This is a genomic window from Rhizobium sp. 01L410 (genome assembly GCF_056400165.1).
On the sequence record NZ_JBFTST010000016.1, the window covers coordinates 52,988 to 67,555 of the forward strand.

The 14,568-nt window shown below is 57.7% G+C and carries 11 protein-coding genes and 1 pseudogene; 8 read left to right on the plus strand and 4 right to left on the minus strand.

The window, feature by feature from the left end; translation table 11 throughout:
• Window positions 1-30 precede the first annotated feature (30 nt).
• Window positions 31-594 (minus strand): hypothetical protein, encoded by a 564-nt coding sequence (locus AC1DV9_RS26460; RefSeq protein WP_477950682.1) that lies wholly within the window; start codon window positions 592-594, stop codon window positions 31-33.
• 76 nt (window positions 595-670) lie between these two features.
• On the opposite strand from AC1DV9_RS26460, the gene AC1DV9_RS26465 reads away from it, so the two are divergent.
• Window positions 671-2,275 (plus strand): adenylosuccinate synthetase, encoded by a 1,605-nt coding sequence (locus AC1DV9_RS26465; protein WP_477950683.1) that lies wholly within the window; start codon window positions 671-673, stop codon window positions 2,273-2,275.
• Window positions 2,272-2,964 (plus strand): DUF7002 family protein, encoded by a 693-nt coding sequence (locus AC1DV9_RS26470; RefSeq protein WP_477950684.1) that lies wholly within the window; start codon window positions 2,272-2,274, stop codon window positions 2,962-2,964. Before AC1DV9_RS26465 ends, AC1DV9_RS26470 begins: the two co-directional genes overlap by 4 nt.
• On the opposite strand, the gene AC1DV9_RS26475 is transcribed toward AC1DV9_RS26470, so the two are convergent.
• Both AC1DV9_RS26475 and AC1DV9_RS26480 read right to left on the minus strand, forming a co-directional pair.
• On the minus strand, window positions 2,961-4,337 hold the full coding sequence (locus tag AC1DV9_RS26475; protein ID WP_477950686.1) for a hypothetical protein: 1,377 nt from the start codon (window positions 4,335-4,337) through the stop codon (window positions 2,961-2,963). The two genes, AC1DV9_RS26470 and AC1DV9_RS26475, sit on opposite strands and share 4 nt — an antisense overlap.
• A gap of 173 nt (window positions 4,338-4,510) precedes the next feature.
• Complete coding sequence (locus tag AC1DV9_RS26480) at window positions 4,511-5,650, minus strand: RHE_PE00001 family protein (protein ID WP_477950687.1); 1,140 nt, start codon at window positions 5,648-5,650, stop codon at window positions 4,511-4,513.
• A gap of 151 nt (window positions 5,651-5,801) precedes the next feature.
• On the opposite strand from AC1DV9_RS26480, the gene AC1DV9_RS26485 reads away from it, so the two are divergent.
• The 6 genes and pseudogenes from AC1DV9_RS26485 to AC1DV9_RS26510 all read left to right on the plus strand — a co-directional run bounded on the left by AC1DV9_RS26485 (window position 5,802) and on the right by AC1DV9_RS26510 (window position 14,179).
• Window positions 5,802-6,077, plus strand: coding sequence for a type II toxin-antitoxin system Phd/YefM family antitoxin (locus AC1DV9_RS26485; protein ID WP_477950689.1), 276 nt, complete (start codon window positions 5,802-5,804; stop codon window positions 6,075-6,077).
• A gap of 405 nt (window positions 6,078-6,482) precedes the next feature.
• Window positions 6,483-7,629 (plus strand): annotated as a pseudogene (locus tag AC1DV9_RS26490) (tyrosine-type recombinase/integrase).
• A 1,278-nt stretch (window positions 7,630-8,907) separates the two neighbouring features.
• Window positions 8,908-10,086 carry a plasmid partitioning protein RepA gene (gene repA, locus AC1DV9_RS26495; protein WP_477950690.1) on the plus strand — a complete coding sequence of 393 codons (1,179 nt, stop codon included), beginning with the start codon at window positions 8,908-8,910 and terminating at the stop codon, window positions 10,084-10,086.
• Window positions 10,083-11,084 (plus strand): plasmid partitioning protein RepB, encoded by a 1,002-nt coding sequence (gene repB / locus AC1DV9_RS26500; RefSeq protein WP_477950692.1) that lies wholly within the window; start codon window positions 10,083-10,085, stop codon window positions 11,082-11,084. Before repA ends, repB begins: the two co-directional genes overlap by 4 nt.
• A gap of 163 nt (window positions 11,085-11,247) precedes the next feature.
• Window positions 11,248-12,459, plus strand: a complete 1,212-nt coding sequence (gene repC / locus AC1DV9_RS26505; protein WP_477950693.1) for a plasmid replication protein RepC — start codon at window positions 11,248-11,250, stop codon at window positions 12,457-12,459.
• 835 nt (window positions 12,460-13,294) lie between these two features.
• Window positions 13,295-14,179 carry a DUF3991 and toprim domain-containing protein gene (locus AC1DV9_RS26510; protein WP_477950695.1) on the plus strand — a complete coding sequence of 295 codons (885 nt, stop codon included), beginning with the start codon at window positions 13,295-13,297 and terminating at the stop codon, window positions 14,177-14,179.
• Window positions 14,180-14,396: 217 nt separating this feature from the next.
• On the opposite strand, the gene AC1DV9_RS26515 is transcribed toward AC1DV9_RS26510, so the two are convergent.
• Window positions 14,397-14,546 (minus strand): hypothetical protein, encoded by a 150-nt coding sequence (locus AC1DV9_RS26515; protein WP_477943949.1) that lies wholly within the window; start codon window positions 14,544-14,546, stop codon window positions 14,397-14,399.
• Window positions 14,547-14,568 lie beyond the last annotated feature (22 nt).

The window sequence follows — 14,568 nt, forward strand, 5'->3', positions numbered from 1 at the left end:
GGAAAGAGATCTACACTCGCGATCTGAAACCTACAGCGCACCTGATTCATCTGTTAGCTCGAAAAATTTCGATAAAAATCGCTCAGCGCTTTCCGTCGGCGACAGGAATTGAACGTCGATAGCTGCGGGTTTGGTTCTTGAAGGCACCGTCCAATAATCAGTCCCTTCAGGCATCACTTGAGCTTGTTCCGCCGCCAGAACTCGAAGGTCGGCCCGCTTAACCTCCGGCCTAGCATTTAAGTCAAGATGAAAGCGCTCAAAGATGGCCGCCTCCACGTTCGACTCGATTTCTTTGTATTGAGGTAACAACTGCTTTAACGGCCGCGTTATGTCTCCAAGAAATGCTTCAGTTGCATCGTGAAGAAGTGCCTCAAGCTTGTAATTTTCAGCTGTTTCATAGACGTACAGAGAATGCTCTGCAACAGAGTAGAACTTCTTACATTGACCCGCATAGCGGCAAATATTTGAAAGTCCCTGGGCGATATCGAAGATCGTAAACGCACTGCCCCATGGATCTAACAGATCGAACCAGTTGCCGCTGGCGAGCATGATGCTGGGGCCGGATTTTACTTTGATAGCGATGTTTGAATTCATGATGTCCCCTTGAGCGAATCACATCAACGCTGCTACCTATGGTGATAATCATTCACTCTGAGTCGAGGAGCAAGAGTTGAAAACGATAATAGTTCTTTCAGGCCCAATTGCCGTTGGAAAAACTTCTTTCTCCGATGCTTTAAGGGAACGCTACCCCGCAGACAAAGTTTCCACGCGAAATTATATACTCAAGGTTAAGGGTGTTGCGGATGATCGTGCAGCACTTCAGAAAGCCGGAGCGGAACTGGACGCTGAAACAAATGGCCGCTGGGTTGCCGATGTCGTCGAAGAGGCGCTTCGAATGACAACGCGAGAATACTTGCTTGTGGACTCAGCCCGTATCGCAGGGCAAGTCGATGGCCTGAGAGAGCGCTTTGGCACTGATCGCGTACATCATTTTCATCTCACAGCTCCTCACGCTGTTCTAGAAAAGCGCTACCTTTCGCGTTCTCGAGAAACCAGGGAATTCGAAACGTATGCTGAGGCATCCGAAGATCCAACCGAGGCCTCAGTTGAGACTCTCCAGGCAATCGCTGATGTGATCGTCGACACCGGAAGGTCGGATCCAACGTCGTGCGTGACTTATGCAACTGCTGGCCGCTTAAGCGCGAGCTCAAAGTATCCCGGCTATGTTGACGTCTTTGTGGGCGGGCAGTGGGGGAGCGAGGGCAAAGGAAATATTTGCGCATTGCTGGCAACGGAATACGACGTCCTCGTGCGTGTTGGCGGACCGAATGCCGGACACAAAGTTGCGGACCCTGTCTACACATACCGTCAACTTCCGTCAGGGACCGGCTCGAACAAAAATGCGCGAATATTTATCGCAGCAGGCTCAACTATCTCACTGCCAACTCTTCTCAAAGAACTAAATGATCATCCTTGGTTAGAGACAGAAGGATGGCTTTCCGTCGACCCTCAAGCGATGATCATCGAACAAGGCGACATTGACATTGAAGAGAAGCTTCTTGAGAAAATCTCCTCGACTAAGCAAGGTGTCGGCTCTGCAACTGCGCGGAAGGTCCTCGGCCGCGGCGCCACCCTTGAATGGGGCCCGCAGGTCAGACTCGCACGCGATGTCGAAGAGCTTAAACCTTACCTGAAAAGCGTTCGGGTCGAGATCGAACGTGCCCTTGCAGGCGGGCAACGCATCATGTTGGAGGGCACCCAGGGCACCGAGTTAAGTATTCATCATGGAAGCTACCCCCACGTCACTTCGAGAGAAACATCAGTCGCAGGTTGCCTTTCAGACGCTGGTGTGCCGTACAACAGGGTGCGCAGAGCAGTGCTCGTTGCACGCACTTATCCTATTCGCGTCAGCGGTCCCTCCGGCCCGATGGGTGTGGAGATGACACTCAGCGAAATCGCCAAGATTTCGGGCGTGCCGCTTAACGAGATCGACAAAACGGAGAAAGGTAGCGTATCCGGCAAGACCCGGAGAATCGCCGAAATCGACTGGGAAAAGATCCGGATGTCCGTCTACGTCAATGGCGCAACCGACATCGCTCTAACCTTCGTTGACTATCTTGGGGCCGAAAACCGATCGGCGAAAACTTTCAATGACCTATCTGAGAAAGCGCAACAATTTGTTAGAGACGTCGAGCGAGTTTGTGGCGTGCCTGTGTCCTTGATCTCGAAGGATTTCGGAGTGGCTGGGCTAATCGACGTGAGAGTATGGAAATGACAGAAGAAGAACTCATCTCGTTGTACCCGCGGCTATATCATATGGCTCATGATGGCGCTTGGCCGGCGATTCAACAGCACGGTCTTTTGAGTGCAACAGCTCTATTAGATCTTTACAAGATTGCAGGGGGCGAGCGGTACGCACTCGAGTCTCAGCGCAGGCCAGAGTCGGTGCCGCTGAAATCTAAAAGTTTGCTTGGCGCCGTTATTCGCGATCAAAAACCAATGCAGGACCACTTGCTTCAACGTTGCCTTAAAGACGGCCTGACTCCAAAAGATTGGTACGAAATTCTGAACTCGCGGAGCTTCTTTTGGCTCTCTGCGGCACGAATCTGGCGGCTCCTAAAGGCTAAAGCCTATCGCGGAGCTCCCCAGACCGTTCTGACTATCGACACTGCGGGATTGGTCGCTGCACATAGAGATCGTATCTGGCTCAGTCCTATCAATAGTGGTTCAACGCTCTTTAACCCGCAGCCCCGAGGCAACGGGACGTTTCAGCGGGTCGAAGAGTTCCCTTACCGTGAGCGATCGAAGTCGCGATCAAAAGAAAATAATGTTGTAGAGCTTGTCGTCGATCATTCAGTACCCGACCTGGTCGACCACGTCCTCGCCGTTCACAAGGTTGAGGGAGACAAGGTTCTCGGGGAGGTTTGGCGCAGCTACCGGGCGACTGACGCTGACCGGCCTTAGTCGTCAGGTTGTGCAATGGGTTTTCTCCTCGCGGGATACTTTGCCTTTCGCAGGAGATCCGCGATATGACTTGTTAGGCCGATTTCGCCGGCAATAATAATACCCTGTCCTTCGACAAGCCGTCCAAGCAGGTCCCTCAAGTGCTCGATTCCCGCCGTGGCGTCGAACTCAATCCATGTGGCAGTCTCGCCAGGGACGATCACGTCGGCCTCTGTAGAGGTCGCGCCGCAATGGAGTTGCACAATCCAGACGATATCGCCATCATGCACCCATTCGAATCTCACGGGTCCCAACCGGTTGGACAATGCTGAATATGTTGCTTGAACAGCATCCAGCACAAACGACGGCAAAGTCTCAGGCAACTGCAGCCCAAGCATGAACTGGTCGCCTTCTCCTCTGCGGCCCTCAACGATGACTTTACCTCTCGGACCAGCTAACGCGGCACCAGAAAACCGCGCTCTGACCGCCGCTTGGCACAAAACCGATCGAATGTTTTCACCTTCGGGGTCTTCTTTCGCCAACAGCATAAAGGGATCCTGCCAGCCTTTAACGGTAGTATACAATCCCGGTTGGGGCTCTGTTGGCGAGGTACGGGTCCATACCTCATGAGAACCGGTTTCTTGGCCAAACGTGAATGGAGCCGTTCGTCTACCAATTACTGTAGTTTTTGGGACGGGCATCCCTAAGGCGGAAGCAATCATCAAGCCGAAAGCCTTGTCACCTAGATGCCGGCTAAAATTGTTTGGCCAGCTGAAGGCGGCCGGAAGAAAACTCGCGTCGGTAACTTCGTACTCCCATAAGATTGTGTGCTTCTGATTATAACCTCGTGGCTTCGGGTGAAGGCTGAACTCCGCCCTAGCGTTGTGAGGAAAATTGAAATCAGGCGCAAAGCCATACACAGTTTTCAACACTTGCAAAGCGATGGAGACAGGCAAAGACGCAACCCCCGGCTTTTCCACGCAACGCGGCGTGTCGTCCGGAGCGAACTCGACAACCTGCCCCTGGACGACTCCCGATACGCCGCCGTCATGTATGTCGATTGTCTCGTTGACAATGAGATGAAGTTCCAGGGCGGCTAATCGTTCAAGGACCGCCAAAACCTCACCCACGTCTTTTAGACCGTAGACAAACTCTTTGCTTCGGGGACTACTCGGTTCATAACTCCGTACGTTGACCATCTTATCAGAGCTATGCGCCAAAAGCGCGTCCACCGCGTCTCGAGCACTCGAAAATTGATGGTTAGCATCGAAGCCGGAAACTCGACTGTAACTTTGTGTAAGAGCGCCTTTTCCATTTGGTCGGAACCCGACGAACTGAGCCACGTTCGCCGTTGCCGCAAGCGCGTTCAGAATTTCGTCTTTGTGCAGCGCCATTTCAAAGCCCTCTTCTCTGTTCGCTCGGGTCGCTCTTAACCAAAATTGGCATCAGATAACAGTGTTCCGGCCTTATAATTCTAGCAATTACATCGACATCCTGGGAGTTGATGCCTGGGGCGGCTGGCGACATCCGACCCGGCCATGTATCGTCGGCCGATCGCGCTTCGCGGCTAAATAATTCCCCATGCCCGAAACCTCCCCCTCCCCGTCATCTCCCGCAAGCCCAGCTCCGCCACGATCCGCCGCGCCGCCTGCGGCGTCACCTCGAGCGTCTTCGCCACCATCCCGGCCGACACCAACGGCTTCGCCATCACCAGCTCGACCAGTTCCGGCAGCTTTGACGAGGTCCGCCGCCCCGCCAGTTTTCGCTCGAACATCGTTTTCGCCAGCGTCAGCCGGTCATGCTCTTTCATGCCGATCTCGGCGGCCGCCAAAAGCCCTTGGGCGATGGCGAGCAGCCGTGTTTCCCGGTCGCGATGCCGTCGCCGATCGACCGGAATGGTTTTGAGGCCGAGATTGATTGCGGCAAGATGCGCGCCGGTGGTGACACTGGCCTCGCGCAGGATGGACGCGGCCAGCAGTCGGCCCAGCCAGGGGGCGTGCTGCAGCACGGAGAGCTCGTTCCAGGCATCGAGGGCGACGATCGCCCGCAGCACCGCCGGCAAGTTTTCGGCCTGGCGCAACACGCTGCGCCATTCCTCCAGCCGGGCATCCTGGTCCCAGTCGAGATCATAGACCAGTGAGTCTCTATCCGCCGCGCCACTCCGGCCGGGCCGAGTTGCGTTCTCGATCGCCGCCTCCGATCGGGCCAGCACCGCATCGATGGCGGCATAGTCGACGCCGGGAAGGTTTTCGACGTCGTCGGCGTTATCCCCCTCCGCTTCCGGATCGTCCGCGACGGCGCGCCGGATGGCACCGACCGCCTGCACCTCTTCAGTGTCGGCCAACGTAATCTCTGCGGTTTTTCTGAGAGTGCGGACGCCGTCTGCCGACAATGCCCAGCCGGGAAGTTGGGCGGCGATTCCCCGGCGAGTGCGCAGGACGTCGCGGGCGATTGTCAGCTCATGGGTGGGTGTACGAATATCCTTCGTGGCGTCGTGGAGGACGAGGTCTTCGAGATGGACGAGTTCGCCGTCGATCCACAGCGAGGCGCAGGCGTCGGTGAATTGGGATCGTTCGATCCACCCTGCTCCGACAGGTGAGCGGGCCAAACGCTCGTCCAGGCGCGCGAGCGCGACACCGGCGTCGAAAGCCGGTCGCATCAAGGCTGCCATGCCGATTTTCGCGAGATCGTAAGCCATTGAAATCATGGTAAATGATTTGCTAAAAGAACTCTATCTAAATATTGCGGTTCTTCACATGGTATGATTGCCGGTTGTTGCTCTAACCATCGATAAGTAATGCTTATCGATGGCTATGAGACCATATTGTTGACCAACACGCAACGCGAGCATACTTTAAGTGCTCGAAACCAACCTCAATAGGCTCCGTTACAAGGTGACGACGACAGTTACGATCTCTGAGGTTAAGACCCATCTTTCCGAGCTGCTAGTTCGTGTTGAAGCTGGCGAAGATCTCATCATCACACGCGGCAACGATCCAGTCGCGCATGTCACGCGTGCACGCAAGCCTACCGACTCACAATTGCTGCTCGCTGAACTCCGGGCATCGCGTCTGAAAGCTGCCGTCTCCACCCACGAGGAAATCTTGTCGTGGCGCGACGAAGGACGCCGCTGATGGCATTTCGTCGTTGACGCCTCGCTCGCCGCCGCCTGGCTTTTGCCGGAAGAGTATTCTGAAGCAGCCGAGACAGCCATTGCCTCGATTTCGGAGCCCTGCCCGGTGCCGTCACTGTTCTGGTTCGAGATTCGCAACATTTTGACTATGTCCGAGAGACGCGGTCGGATCGGGCCGGGTGGTGCGCTTGTTAATATGGAGCGTGTCCGCCGGTTGCCGCTCGACGACGCCGGGATTGGCGGCGACAGTTCGGTTCTTCTGTTGGCAGCCAGCTATACGCTGAGCGCTTACGATGCTGCGTATTGGCGCTTGCCCTTAACCGAGGCATTTCCCTCGCAACGCTGGACCGCAAGCTGTCAGCTGCTGCGCGCAAGGAAGGGGTAGCGGTTCTCGGCCCGTTCTCACATAGTGACTGACCGTAGAGCCTCCGATGTCGTTAGCCGCCGGGCGATCGAACTCGACACACTCGCCGCGGTCCTGCCGATCGAGCGACGGGGTGAGCTAGCAGAGCTTCTGATCGACCAGGACGTCGAAACCCTTCGTCATCTAGTCAATGAGGGCATGGGCGCGAATTCCCTGCGGGCTCTCACATCGGATCTATCCTGTCTGCAGGCCTGGGCGCTGGCTGCGACGGGAAGCGCCCTGCCCTGGCCGGCACCCGAAGCGCTGCTTCTCAAGTTCGTTGCCCATCATCTTTGGTTGCCGGAGAAGCGCGAGTCAGATCCCAACCACGGCATGCCTGCAGATGTCGAATTGAATTTGCGTGACGGAGGCTTCCTGCGCGTGACAGGCCCACACTCGCCTTCGACCGTTCGGCGCCGTCTGGCGCATTGGTCGACGCTGACGAAGTGGCGAGGCCTTGAGGGCGCCTTCGCCTCCCCTGCCCTGAAGTCGGCGATTCGGCTTGCAGTGCGTGCAGCCGGACGGCCGCGTCAGCGTAAAAGCAGGAAGGCGTTGACGGGCGATGTTGTCGCCCGCCTGATCGCCACCTGTGGCGGCGGAAGTCTGCGCGAGCCTCGTGACCGCGCCGTGCTCAAGGTTGCCTTCGGATCGGGTGGCCGCCGGCGTAGCGAGATCACTTCATTGCGCTATGACCAGATTGCCAGGCTGGATCCCGTCGAGCTCGAAGACGGGACCAAGCTCCCGTCGGTCTCGATCGATCTTGGCCGCACCAATACAAGCGACGGCAGCCGCGAAGAGATGGTCTTTCTCACCGGAGCGCCAGTCGATACGCTCGATGCCTGGTTGGCGGCAGCCAAAATTCAGAAGGGCAGCGTCTTCCGCGCAATCGACCAATGGGGCAACATCTCCCGGCGGGCAATCGATGCACAGTCGATCAATGCCATCGTCAAGCAGCGGGCCGAGAGCGCCGGTTTGGAACCCAGCGACTTTCCGCTCACGGCCTGCGCTCGGGCTTCCTCACGGAGGCTGCGCTGCGCAATGTCTCTCTTCTCGAGGCGATGGACCAGTCCCGTCATCGTTCGATGCAGCAGGCAGGCAGCTACTATAATGATGCACGTCGCAAGACCGGACTGCCGCACGGTTACTATGATCGCCGTTGGGATTGGCCTGGCCGGAAGGGTCAGTGTCAAAAGTTCCCCGCGGGGAACTTTTCAAAGTGGGTGCCGAACCCTTCGAGGCTGCAGCTTACGGCCTGCCTTGAGGGCGTCTCGCTCCCAGCAGAAAAACCCGTCTGCCGAATTCTCTAACTGGACGCTTTACCCTCTCTGTCCGGCCCAGGCTGCCGGTGAACCGAGCGCAAGAAGCGGTGCAATCCGTTCCCTGCCGGCGATCGCATCGCCGTCATTCCGAATGCCACAATTTGAAGCGCATTGGAAAAGTTCCCCGCGGGGAACTTTTGGGCTCCGTCCATCCGCCCTCGCATTTTGAGAAAAGGGTTCCAGAGAGCGGCCGCGCCAAACAATGAAGCTGCCGGAACATCAAGCGACACCACGGTGTCCGCCCTCTCCGGATCCGCGCCTCTCACTTCGGCCAAACGCCTACTCTAGTATTATCCAGCGCTTTGCCGCCATTCGGAATCCTGAAAGTTCCCCGCGGGGAACTTTTGTGCCTATCGACCGAGGGAGTCAAATTTACCAGTCTCAATCAGAGGAGCCGCGGCGGCGTTCGCGATGCTCAAGACTGCCATCGATTAAGCCTCCCCCCGGACAGAGATTGCACTCAAGCCCCGTGCTTGGTGCCCGCACTCTCAATAAGTTCCCCGCGGGGAACTTTTCAGACTTGACTAAACCAAAGCCGTCGAAAGGCTGACGGGTCGCGCAAATGCCCCCAAGCAGGGGAGGGGGCTGATACGCGAAGCACTCCAACCATCGTCTCCCATCGCCTGACCAAAACCGCGTGGTTGCCATTCCGGCGGGAGCGCCTACCTCGGGATGGCCGGTGTGGCGCCGAACCCGGCCTGCGATCCAGCAATGGGCAATGATAATGTGGCGCCCGCTGTCCGATCGAAAAGTTCCCCGCGGGGAACTTTTGGCCGGCCGCCGCAAAACGGTTGTCGTCAGACGGGCGCTGGCCAAAGATAGAGTATCCAAGTTACCCCTGCGTTGCCGCATTGGGACAGACTACCTCATCGCGATCTCTGTTGATCGTTACCCGACCAAAAGCTCCCCGCGGGGAACTTTCTGTCGGACAGCAAAATCATATCAATGAATTGCCGCTTGAGGCCATTTGCCGGTGCATGCGAATCGCGATACCTCTCTAACTACGGAAAATATGCGAATTATCGTTCTTTCGCGAAACAACGGCCGGTGTAACGCTTCGTTAACCACAAGCGGCGCTAAATTGTCCGGAACGAACCGAGGGAAATCCAGTGAATCGGCATCTAAGCAGTCTCGATTTTATGCAGAGCTTCTCGAGCAAGCTCGACTTTGCTCTTCAAAACCTGAGCATGGCGCAATATCCGCCCGACGCGCGCCGCGAAATGCGCAAGTTCTCCTCATCGGAGGCTGCCGCCCTTCTCGAAGTGTCGGAAGCCTACATTCGCCAGATCGTCCTCAAGGACAAGGGCCCGACCCCCGAGGTCACCCCGAACGGACGGCGTATGTACTCGCTGGACCAGGTTCTCGAGCTGCGCATGACGCTTGCCGAGAAGGGTCGCAAGAAATACATGAACCCGCGCCGCGTTGAAGGCGAGGAATGCCAGATCATCGCCGTCACCAATTTCAAGGGCGGGTCGAGCAAGACCTCGACGACGATCCATCTCGGCCATTATCTAGCGCTTCGCGGCTACCGCGTGCTTGCGGTCGATCTCGATCCGCAGGCCTCGCTGACAAGCCTGCACGGCAATCTTCCCGATTTTGATCCGCGCGAAGACGACACGCTTTATGCGGCGATCCGCTTTTCCGAGCAGCGCCCGACGAAAGACCTGATTCACAAGACCCACATCACCGGCTTCGATGTCATCTGCGCCGGTCTCGACCTCACAGAGTTCGAAACCGCCGTGGCCCTGGAGATGCGCAGGGCAGGGGGGACAAGTTTCCTCTTGCGGGTCTCCCAGGCGCTCGAACAGGTTGCCGACGACTACGACGTTATCCTGATGGATTCAGCACCGTCTCTCAACTTCCTGACGCTGTCTTCACTGACGGCAGCCACCGGCGTCATCATTCCGGTTCCGGCTCACATGCTCGATGTCGATTCAACCGGCAAGTTCCTGGAGCTGGCTGCCACCTACATGCAGATCCTCAGCGAAATGGGTGCTCCGGCACAGTGGGACTTCGCAAAGTTCCTCGTCACCAAATTCGAGGCGAACGATCACCCGCAGGCCAACATGACGGCACTCATGCGCCAGGTATTCGGTGATGACCTCCTTCTCAACATGGTGTCCAAATCCACAGCCGTCGCCGACGCTCTGACCTGGAAGCAGAGCCTCTACGAAGTGCAGCGTTCCAGGTTCTCGGCGCCGAAGACCTACGACCGCGCGATGGAATCGATCAACGCTGCCAATAGCGAGATCGAAAAGCTGCTCTGGGCAGCATGGGGGCGTGAATGAGCCGCAAAGATTCCCGTGGTATGTTCGCCAACGTCCTTGGCGGCCTCGACCAGCCTGCACCGAGCGTAGCGCCGGTTGCGGGCCGAACCCCGTCTCCACATCTGATGAAGGTTGCAGCCGGCGTTCGCCAGATCCAGGAAAAGGGCGAGGCGCTCGATCAACTCCTGAAGGACGGCGACCATATTATCGAGGTCGATCCGTCCGACGTAGCGCCATCGGCAATCCCGGACCGCTTCGACGGCGCCTATGAAGGATCTGCGATCGAAGCCATCAAGGAATCGATCCAGGAGCGCGGGCAGATCGTTCCAGGCCTCGTGCGTCCCCTCAAGGATGGCAGCAAGCCCTACCAGATCGTTTTCGGCCGCAGGCGCCTGGCGGCAGCCGCCGCGCTGGGCATCAAGTTCAGGGCGATCCTTCGTGAGTTGCCCGACGAGGAAGCAATTGTCCATCAGGGCGAGGAAAATACCAACCGCAACGACCTCAGCTTCATCGAGAAATGCGTTTTCGCTCTTGCCCAGGAAGAGGCAGGCTATCGCCGCGATACGATCTGCGCATCGTTGTCGACGAAGAAGTCCCACCTTTCAGAAATGCTGAAGATCGCCTCTGCCATTCCGCGAGCTGTCCTTTTCGCAATCGGCCCCGCACCCGAAGTTGGGCGCCGGCGCTGGCTGGCATTCGCGGAGACTTTCGCTATTCGCCAGGACGCTGCAGAGCGCGTTTCCGTTCGCCTGGCCGATCACAGCCAGCCAGACACCAATCTGCGCTTCCAAATGGCCTCTATGGCCCTGCAGGATAAGGCACCGGTGGCAAATGAGACTGAGGCCGCGCCGAGCGAAATCAAGGCGAATGGCTTCGTGCTCGCGACAGTGTCGTATCCGAGTTCCGGCCCACGGATCAGCTTTACCAAAGCTGTCCCTGCAGAGTTCGTCGATTTCCTGAATACTCGCATGGAAGCGCTGCACAGCGAATTCGTGCGAAGCACTCAACCCAAACAATAGAGGTCGAACCGCGCAAAAGAAAAAGGCCCCCAAACGTCGCCGTCGTGGAAGCCCTTCTCGATCTTAAGCAAATCAAGAATCGCATTTCCCCGAATCACAGTCAAGAGTCTAGGCGCCATTTTGGTGAGCGGATTTCTTTTGCCTCAACGCAGGTGAAAGAAAGATGGATACGACATATGTGACGACGCCTGTCGGGCGGCGGCCGATGACGCTTGCCATGATGCTGGCACAGCGCAAGGCAAGTGCTTTGCCGAAAGGCGAGCGCCGCAACAAATGGAAGCTTTTCAGATCGGTCTGCGAAGCACGCCGCGAGCTTGAAGTCACCGATCGTGCCCTAACGGTGCTCGATGCGCTCCTGACGTTTCTCCCTGAGGATGAGATGTCCACCGGTACTTCCCTCGTGGTGTTCCCCTCAAATGTCCAGCTCTCCATTCGGGCCCGCGGCATGACCCCGGCAACCCTGCGGCGGCATCTCGCCATGCTCGTCGATGCCGGTCTGATCGCCAGGAAGGACAGCCCCAATGGCAAGCGCTACGCCCGGCGGGGTAGGGGAGGGGAGATCGACGAGGCTTTCGGCTTCAATCTCGCTCCATTGCTGGCCCGCGCTGAAGAGATCGAGAGGTTAGCCGCTCGCATTCAACTGGATCGCGAACGGCTCCGTATCGCCAAGGAGCGCGTGTCGATTTGCCGCCGCGATATCGCAAAACTCATCTCGGCAGCCGAGCTCGAAGATGCGCCAGGTGACTGGGCACCCCTTTACGTGCAGTTCCGCAGCGTCATTGACAGCTTGCCGCGTCAGGCCACGCTGATGCAAGTCGAGACCGCCTTGCGACAGCTTGAAGACATCCGCACCGCAATCGTCAACCAATTGGAAAATCACGTAAAAGCAAAGGATCTGCGCGCCAATGAATCGCAGAGTGAGCGCCACATACAGGATTCAGATCCAGAATCCCATTTTGAAATTGAACGCTGCCGCAACCATAATCGGCCAGCGCCAAAGGTAGATGTTGAAGACCGAAAAAGCGGGGAAGACACGCTAGTCAGGCCGCTGAGCCTGGCAGCCGTCCTCCAAGCATGCCCACAGGTCGGTGCCTACGGACCCGGGGGCAGTATTCGAAACTGGCCGGATCTCGCAGCTGCATCAAGCATCGTCCGCACAATGCTCGGCATCAGCAACTCCGCCTTCCACGATGCAGTCGCGGCAATGGGAACAGAAAGCGCGTCGATCGTTACTGCCTGCATTCTCGAAAACGCCGAGCGCATCACGTCGCCTGGCGGATATCTTCGCAGCCTGACCCTCAAAGCGCGACACCATTCCTTCACTCCAGCTCCCATGCTTCACGCACTGTTGCGGTCGCGAGATACAGGCAGTTGACCCCTTTTGCCGATGTCAGGCGCCAATTCAGGCGCATGACTTTGCGATCAGATGGATGTCCGTTTTAAGAATGAATAGCTATGACGGAAATAAACCCCGACTTCGCTTCTGGTTAACAGGAGATATACAGGCTGATCAGAGCCCTAGATCGCGCATCTAAGTGGCCCAGGTTGCCCACTCGCGAAGCATTTCGAACTTTATAGGCCGCCGCCTCGGTTTTCCGGGACGGCAGACGATCCCTCGCGACACACGTTGGGTAGATAGCACAATTGTCCACTCCTGGATACCGCCTTCGGGACGGGGTTCAGCTTTCCGTCGGACTGAGAGACGATCGCCTTCACTAGACCGGCAGTTTCAAAAAGGGATGTCGCGATTTTCTGCTTCGGTCAGATATCGCGACCGTAGCCAACTCTGCCAAAAATTTTGATCTCAAGCCTCGCTAACTCGACACGCTGCTTGAGGATCGCGTTGCCTCAGTAGGCAAGGAGCGCTCAGATCGGGGGCAGGCGGTCCCGCCTCCCCTATGGGCCACTATGTTGAGGCTCCTGCGGCTGCCCTTCGCCCGATCCCGCGCGGCGAGAATTACCGAAATCCCGCCCTGCGGGCGGCGCTATGCTGATTTCTCCGATACTCTTCATCTTTGTTGGCGGCGCTGCCGCCGTAGGGTCTCGCAGGCGAGACATGCGTAGCGCTTGCGGCTTACTGGCCGCAAGGGAAGCTGCGCCGCGCCGATATGTTCCTTCTCGCACGTCCTGTCATCGCGCCCTTGCAGCCACGGCCTTCGCGCGGGGGAGGGGTATAGCCCCAGTCAAAGGAGGGGAGAAAGGAGACAAACATGGATCGGATCAAGCTCGAGAGATTACGCGGCCTCGTGTCATGCGAGGCGGTATTGCTGCAGGCAGGTTTTGTCCTTGACGAGAAGGAGAGCAGCCGGCGTGCCCGTAAATTCCGGCGCAGTCCCGAAATTCTGATCGTTACCCACGAGGGCGCCGGCTGGTTCGATCCGCTCTCGGATCACAAGGGAGACGTTTTTGCGCTCGCAGGTTTTCTTGAAGGTATTTCGTTCCCCGCCGCCGTCGAGCGTATCTGCGAACTGGCCGGGAGCAACACGCCGTTATTTGGACCGCGTCATCCACCAGACAGACCCGTTGCCACGGCGCCGGTGCTCGAACGGTGGCAAAACCGGCCGCTCATGACACCGCTGTCGCCCGGCTTCCGGTACCTGACTGAGGCGAGAGCATTGCCGGCGCCCATCCTGAGACGCGCGATCAGGGCCGACCGTATCCGGCAGGGACCATTTGCCAGTGCATGGTTTCGCCACGACGACTATGCCGGCAATCTCTCAGGTTGGGAGGAACGCGGTCCGGACTGGCGTGGCTTTTCGACGGGTGGCGCCAAGACGCTATTCTGCTTCGGTGCCCGCAATGCTCCCCGCGTCTGCATAACGGAGGCGGCGATCGATGCCTTGAGCCTGGCCGCTCTCGAAGGAGCACGGGGCGATACGCTCTATGCCAGCACCGGAGGAGGTTGGGCGCCGGCGGTTGCGCAGCATATAGAGGCGATCACCGCGGGCCGGATGCTGGTTGCAGCGACAGACGCCGACCCGCAAGGTGAGGTCTATGCTGACAGGCTGCGCAATATTGCCGATCACCTCGGGTGTGACTTCGTGCGCCTCAGACCCCTTGCTCAAGATTGGAACGAAGAGTTGAAAGCACAGTAAGGATTGCGCATGCGCTCAACAACGCTTCAAGGGTGAAGGCGAGTCCGCCGGGATCTCGGCAGCAATCTGGCGGCGGCCATCAGCGCCGCCAACTATGGCTCGCTTGCCCCTGCATCCAATACCAGGCCGTCCGCAACAAGCAGACCAGGCCCCGCGCTTTATAGGACGCCCGGGCCGCTTGCAGGGCCCTTTCGAGGAGGTCATTCTCTGATGGCTGTCAGCTTTGCATTCTCGACAGTGATGTCGAAAACCCAGTGATCCACAAATCGATGTCCCCGGCAGCCATCGCCAACGTTCTCTGCCTGTCTCCGTTGCCGATCGCGCCGAAGAAATCCTTCACCATCTGAATGTTGTCTTCGATGCTCATGGAAACCTTACTTTCTTTTTGC

Coding starts and splice junctions, on each gene's coding strand:
- repC (WP_477950693.1), top strand. CDS start 11,248: ATGGATACGACATATGTGACGACGCCTGTCGGGCGGCGGCCGATGACG.
- repB (WP_477950692.1), top strand. CDS start 10,083: ATGAGCCGCAAAGATTCCCGTGGTATGTTCGCCAACGTCCTTGGCGGC.
- AC1DV9_RS26510 (WP_477950695.1), top strand. CDS start 13,295: ATGGATCGGATCAAGCTCGAGAGATTACGCGGCCTCGTGTCATGCGAG.
- AC1DV9_RS26480 (WP_477950687.1), bottom strand. CDS start 5,650: ATGATTTCAATGGCTTACGATCTCGCGAAAATCGGCATGGCAGCCTTG.
- AC1DV9_RS26470 (WP_477950684.1), top strand. CDS start 2,272: ATGACAGAAGAAGAACTCATCTCGTTGTACCCGCGGCTATATCATATG.
- AC1DV9_RS26460 (WP_477950682.1), bottom strand. CDS start 594: ATGAATTCAAACATCGCTATCAAAGTAAAATCCGGCCCCAGCATCATG.
- AC1DV9_RS26515 (WP_477943949.1), bottom strand. CDS start 14,546: ATGAGCATCGAAGACAACATTCAGATGGTGAAGGATTTCTTCGGCGCG.
- AC1DV9_RS26475 (WP_477950686.1), bottom strand. CDS start 4,337: ATGGCGCTGCACAAAGACGAAATTCTGAACGCGCTTGCGGCAACGGCG.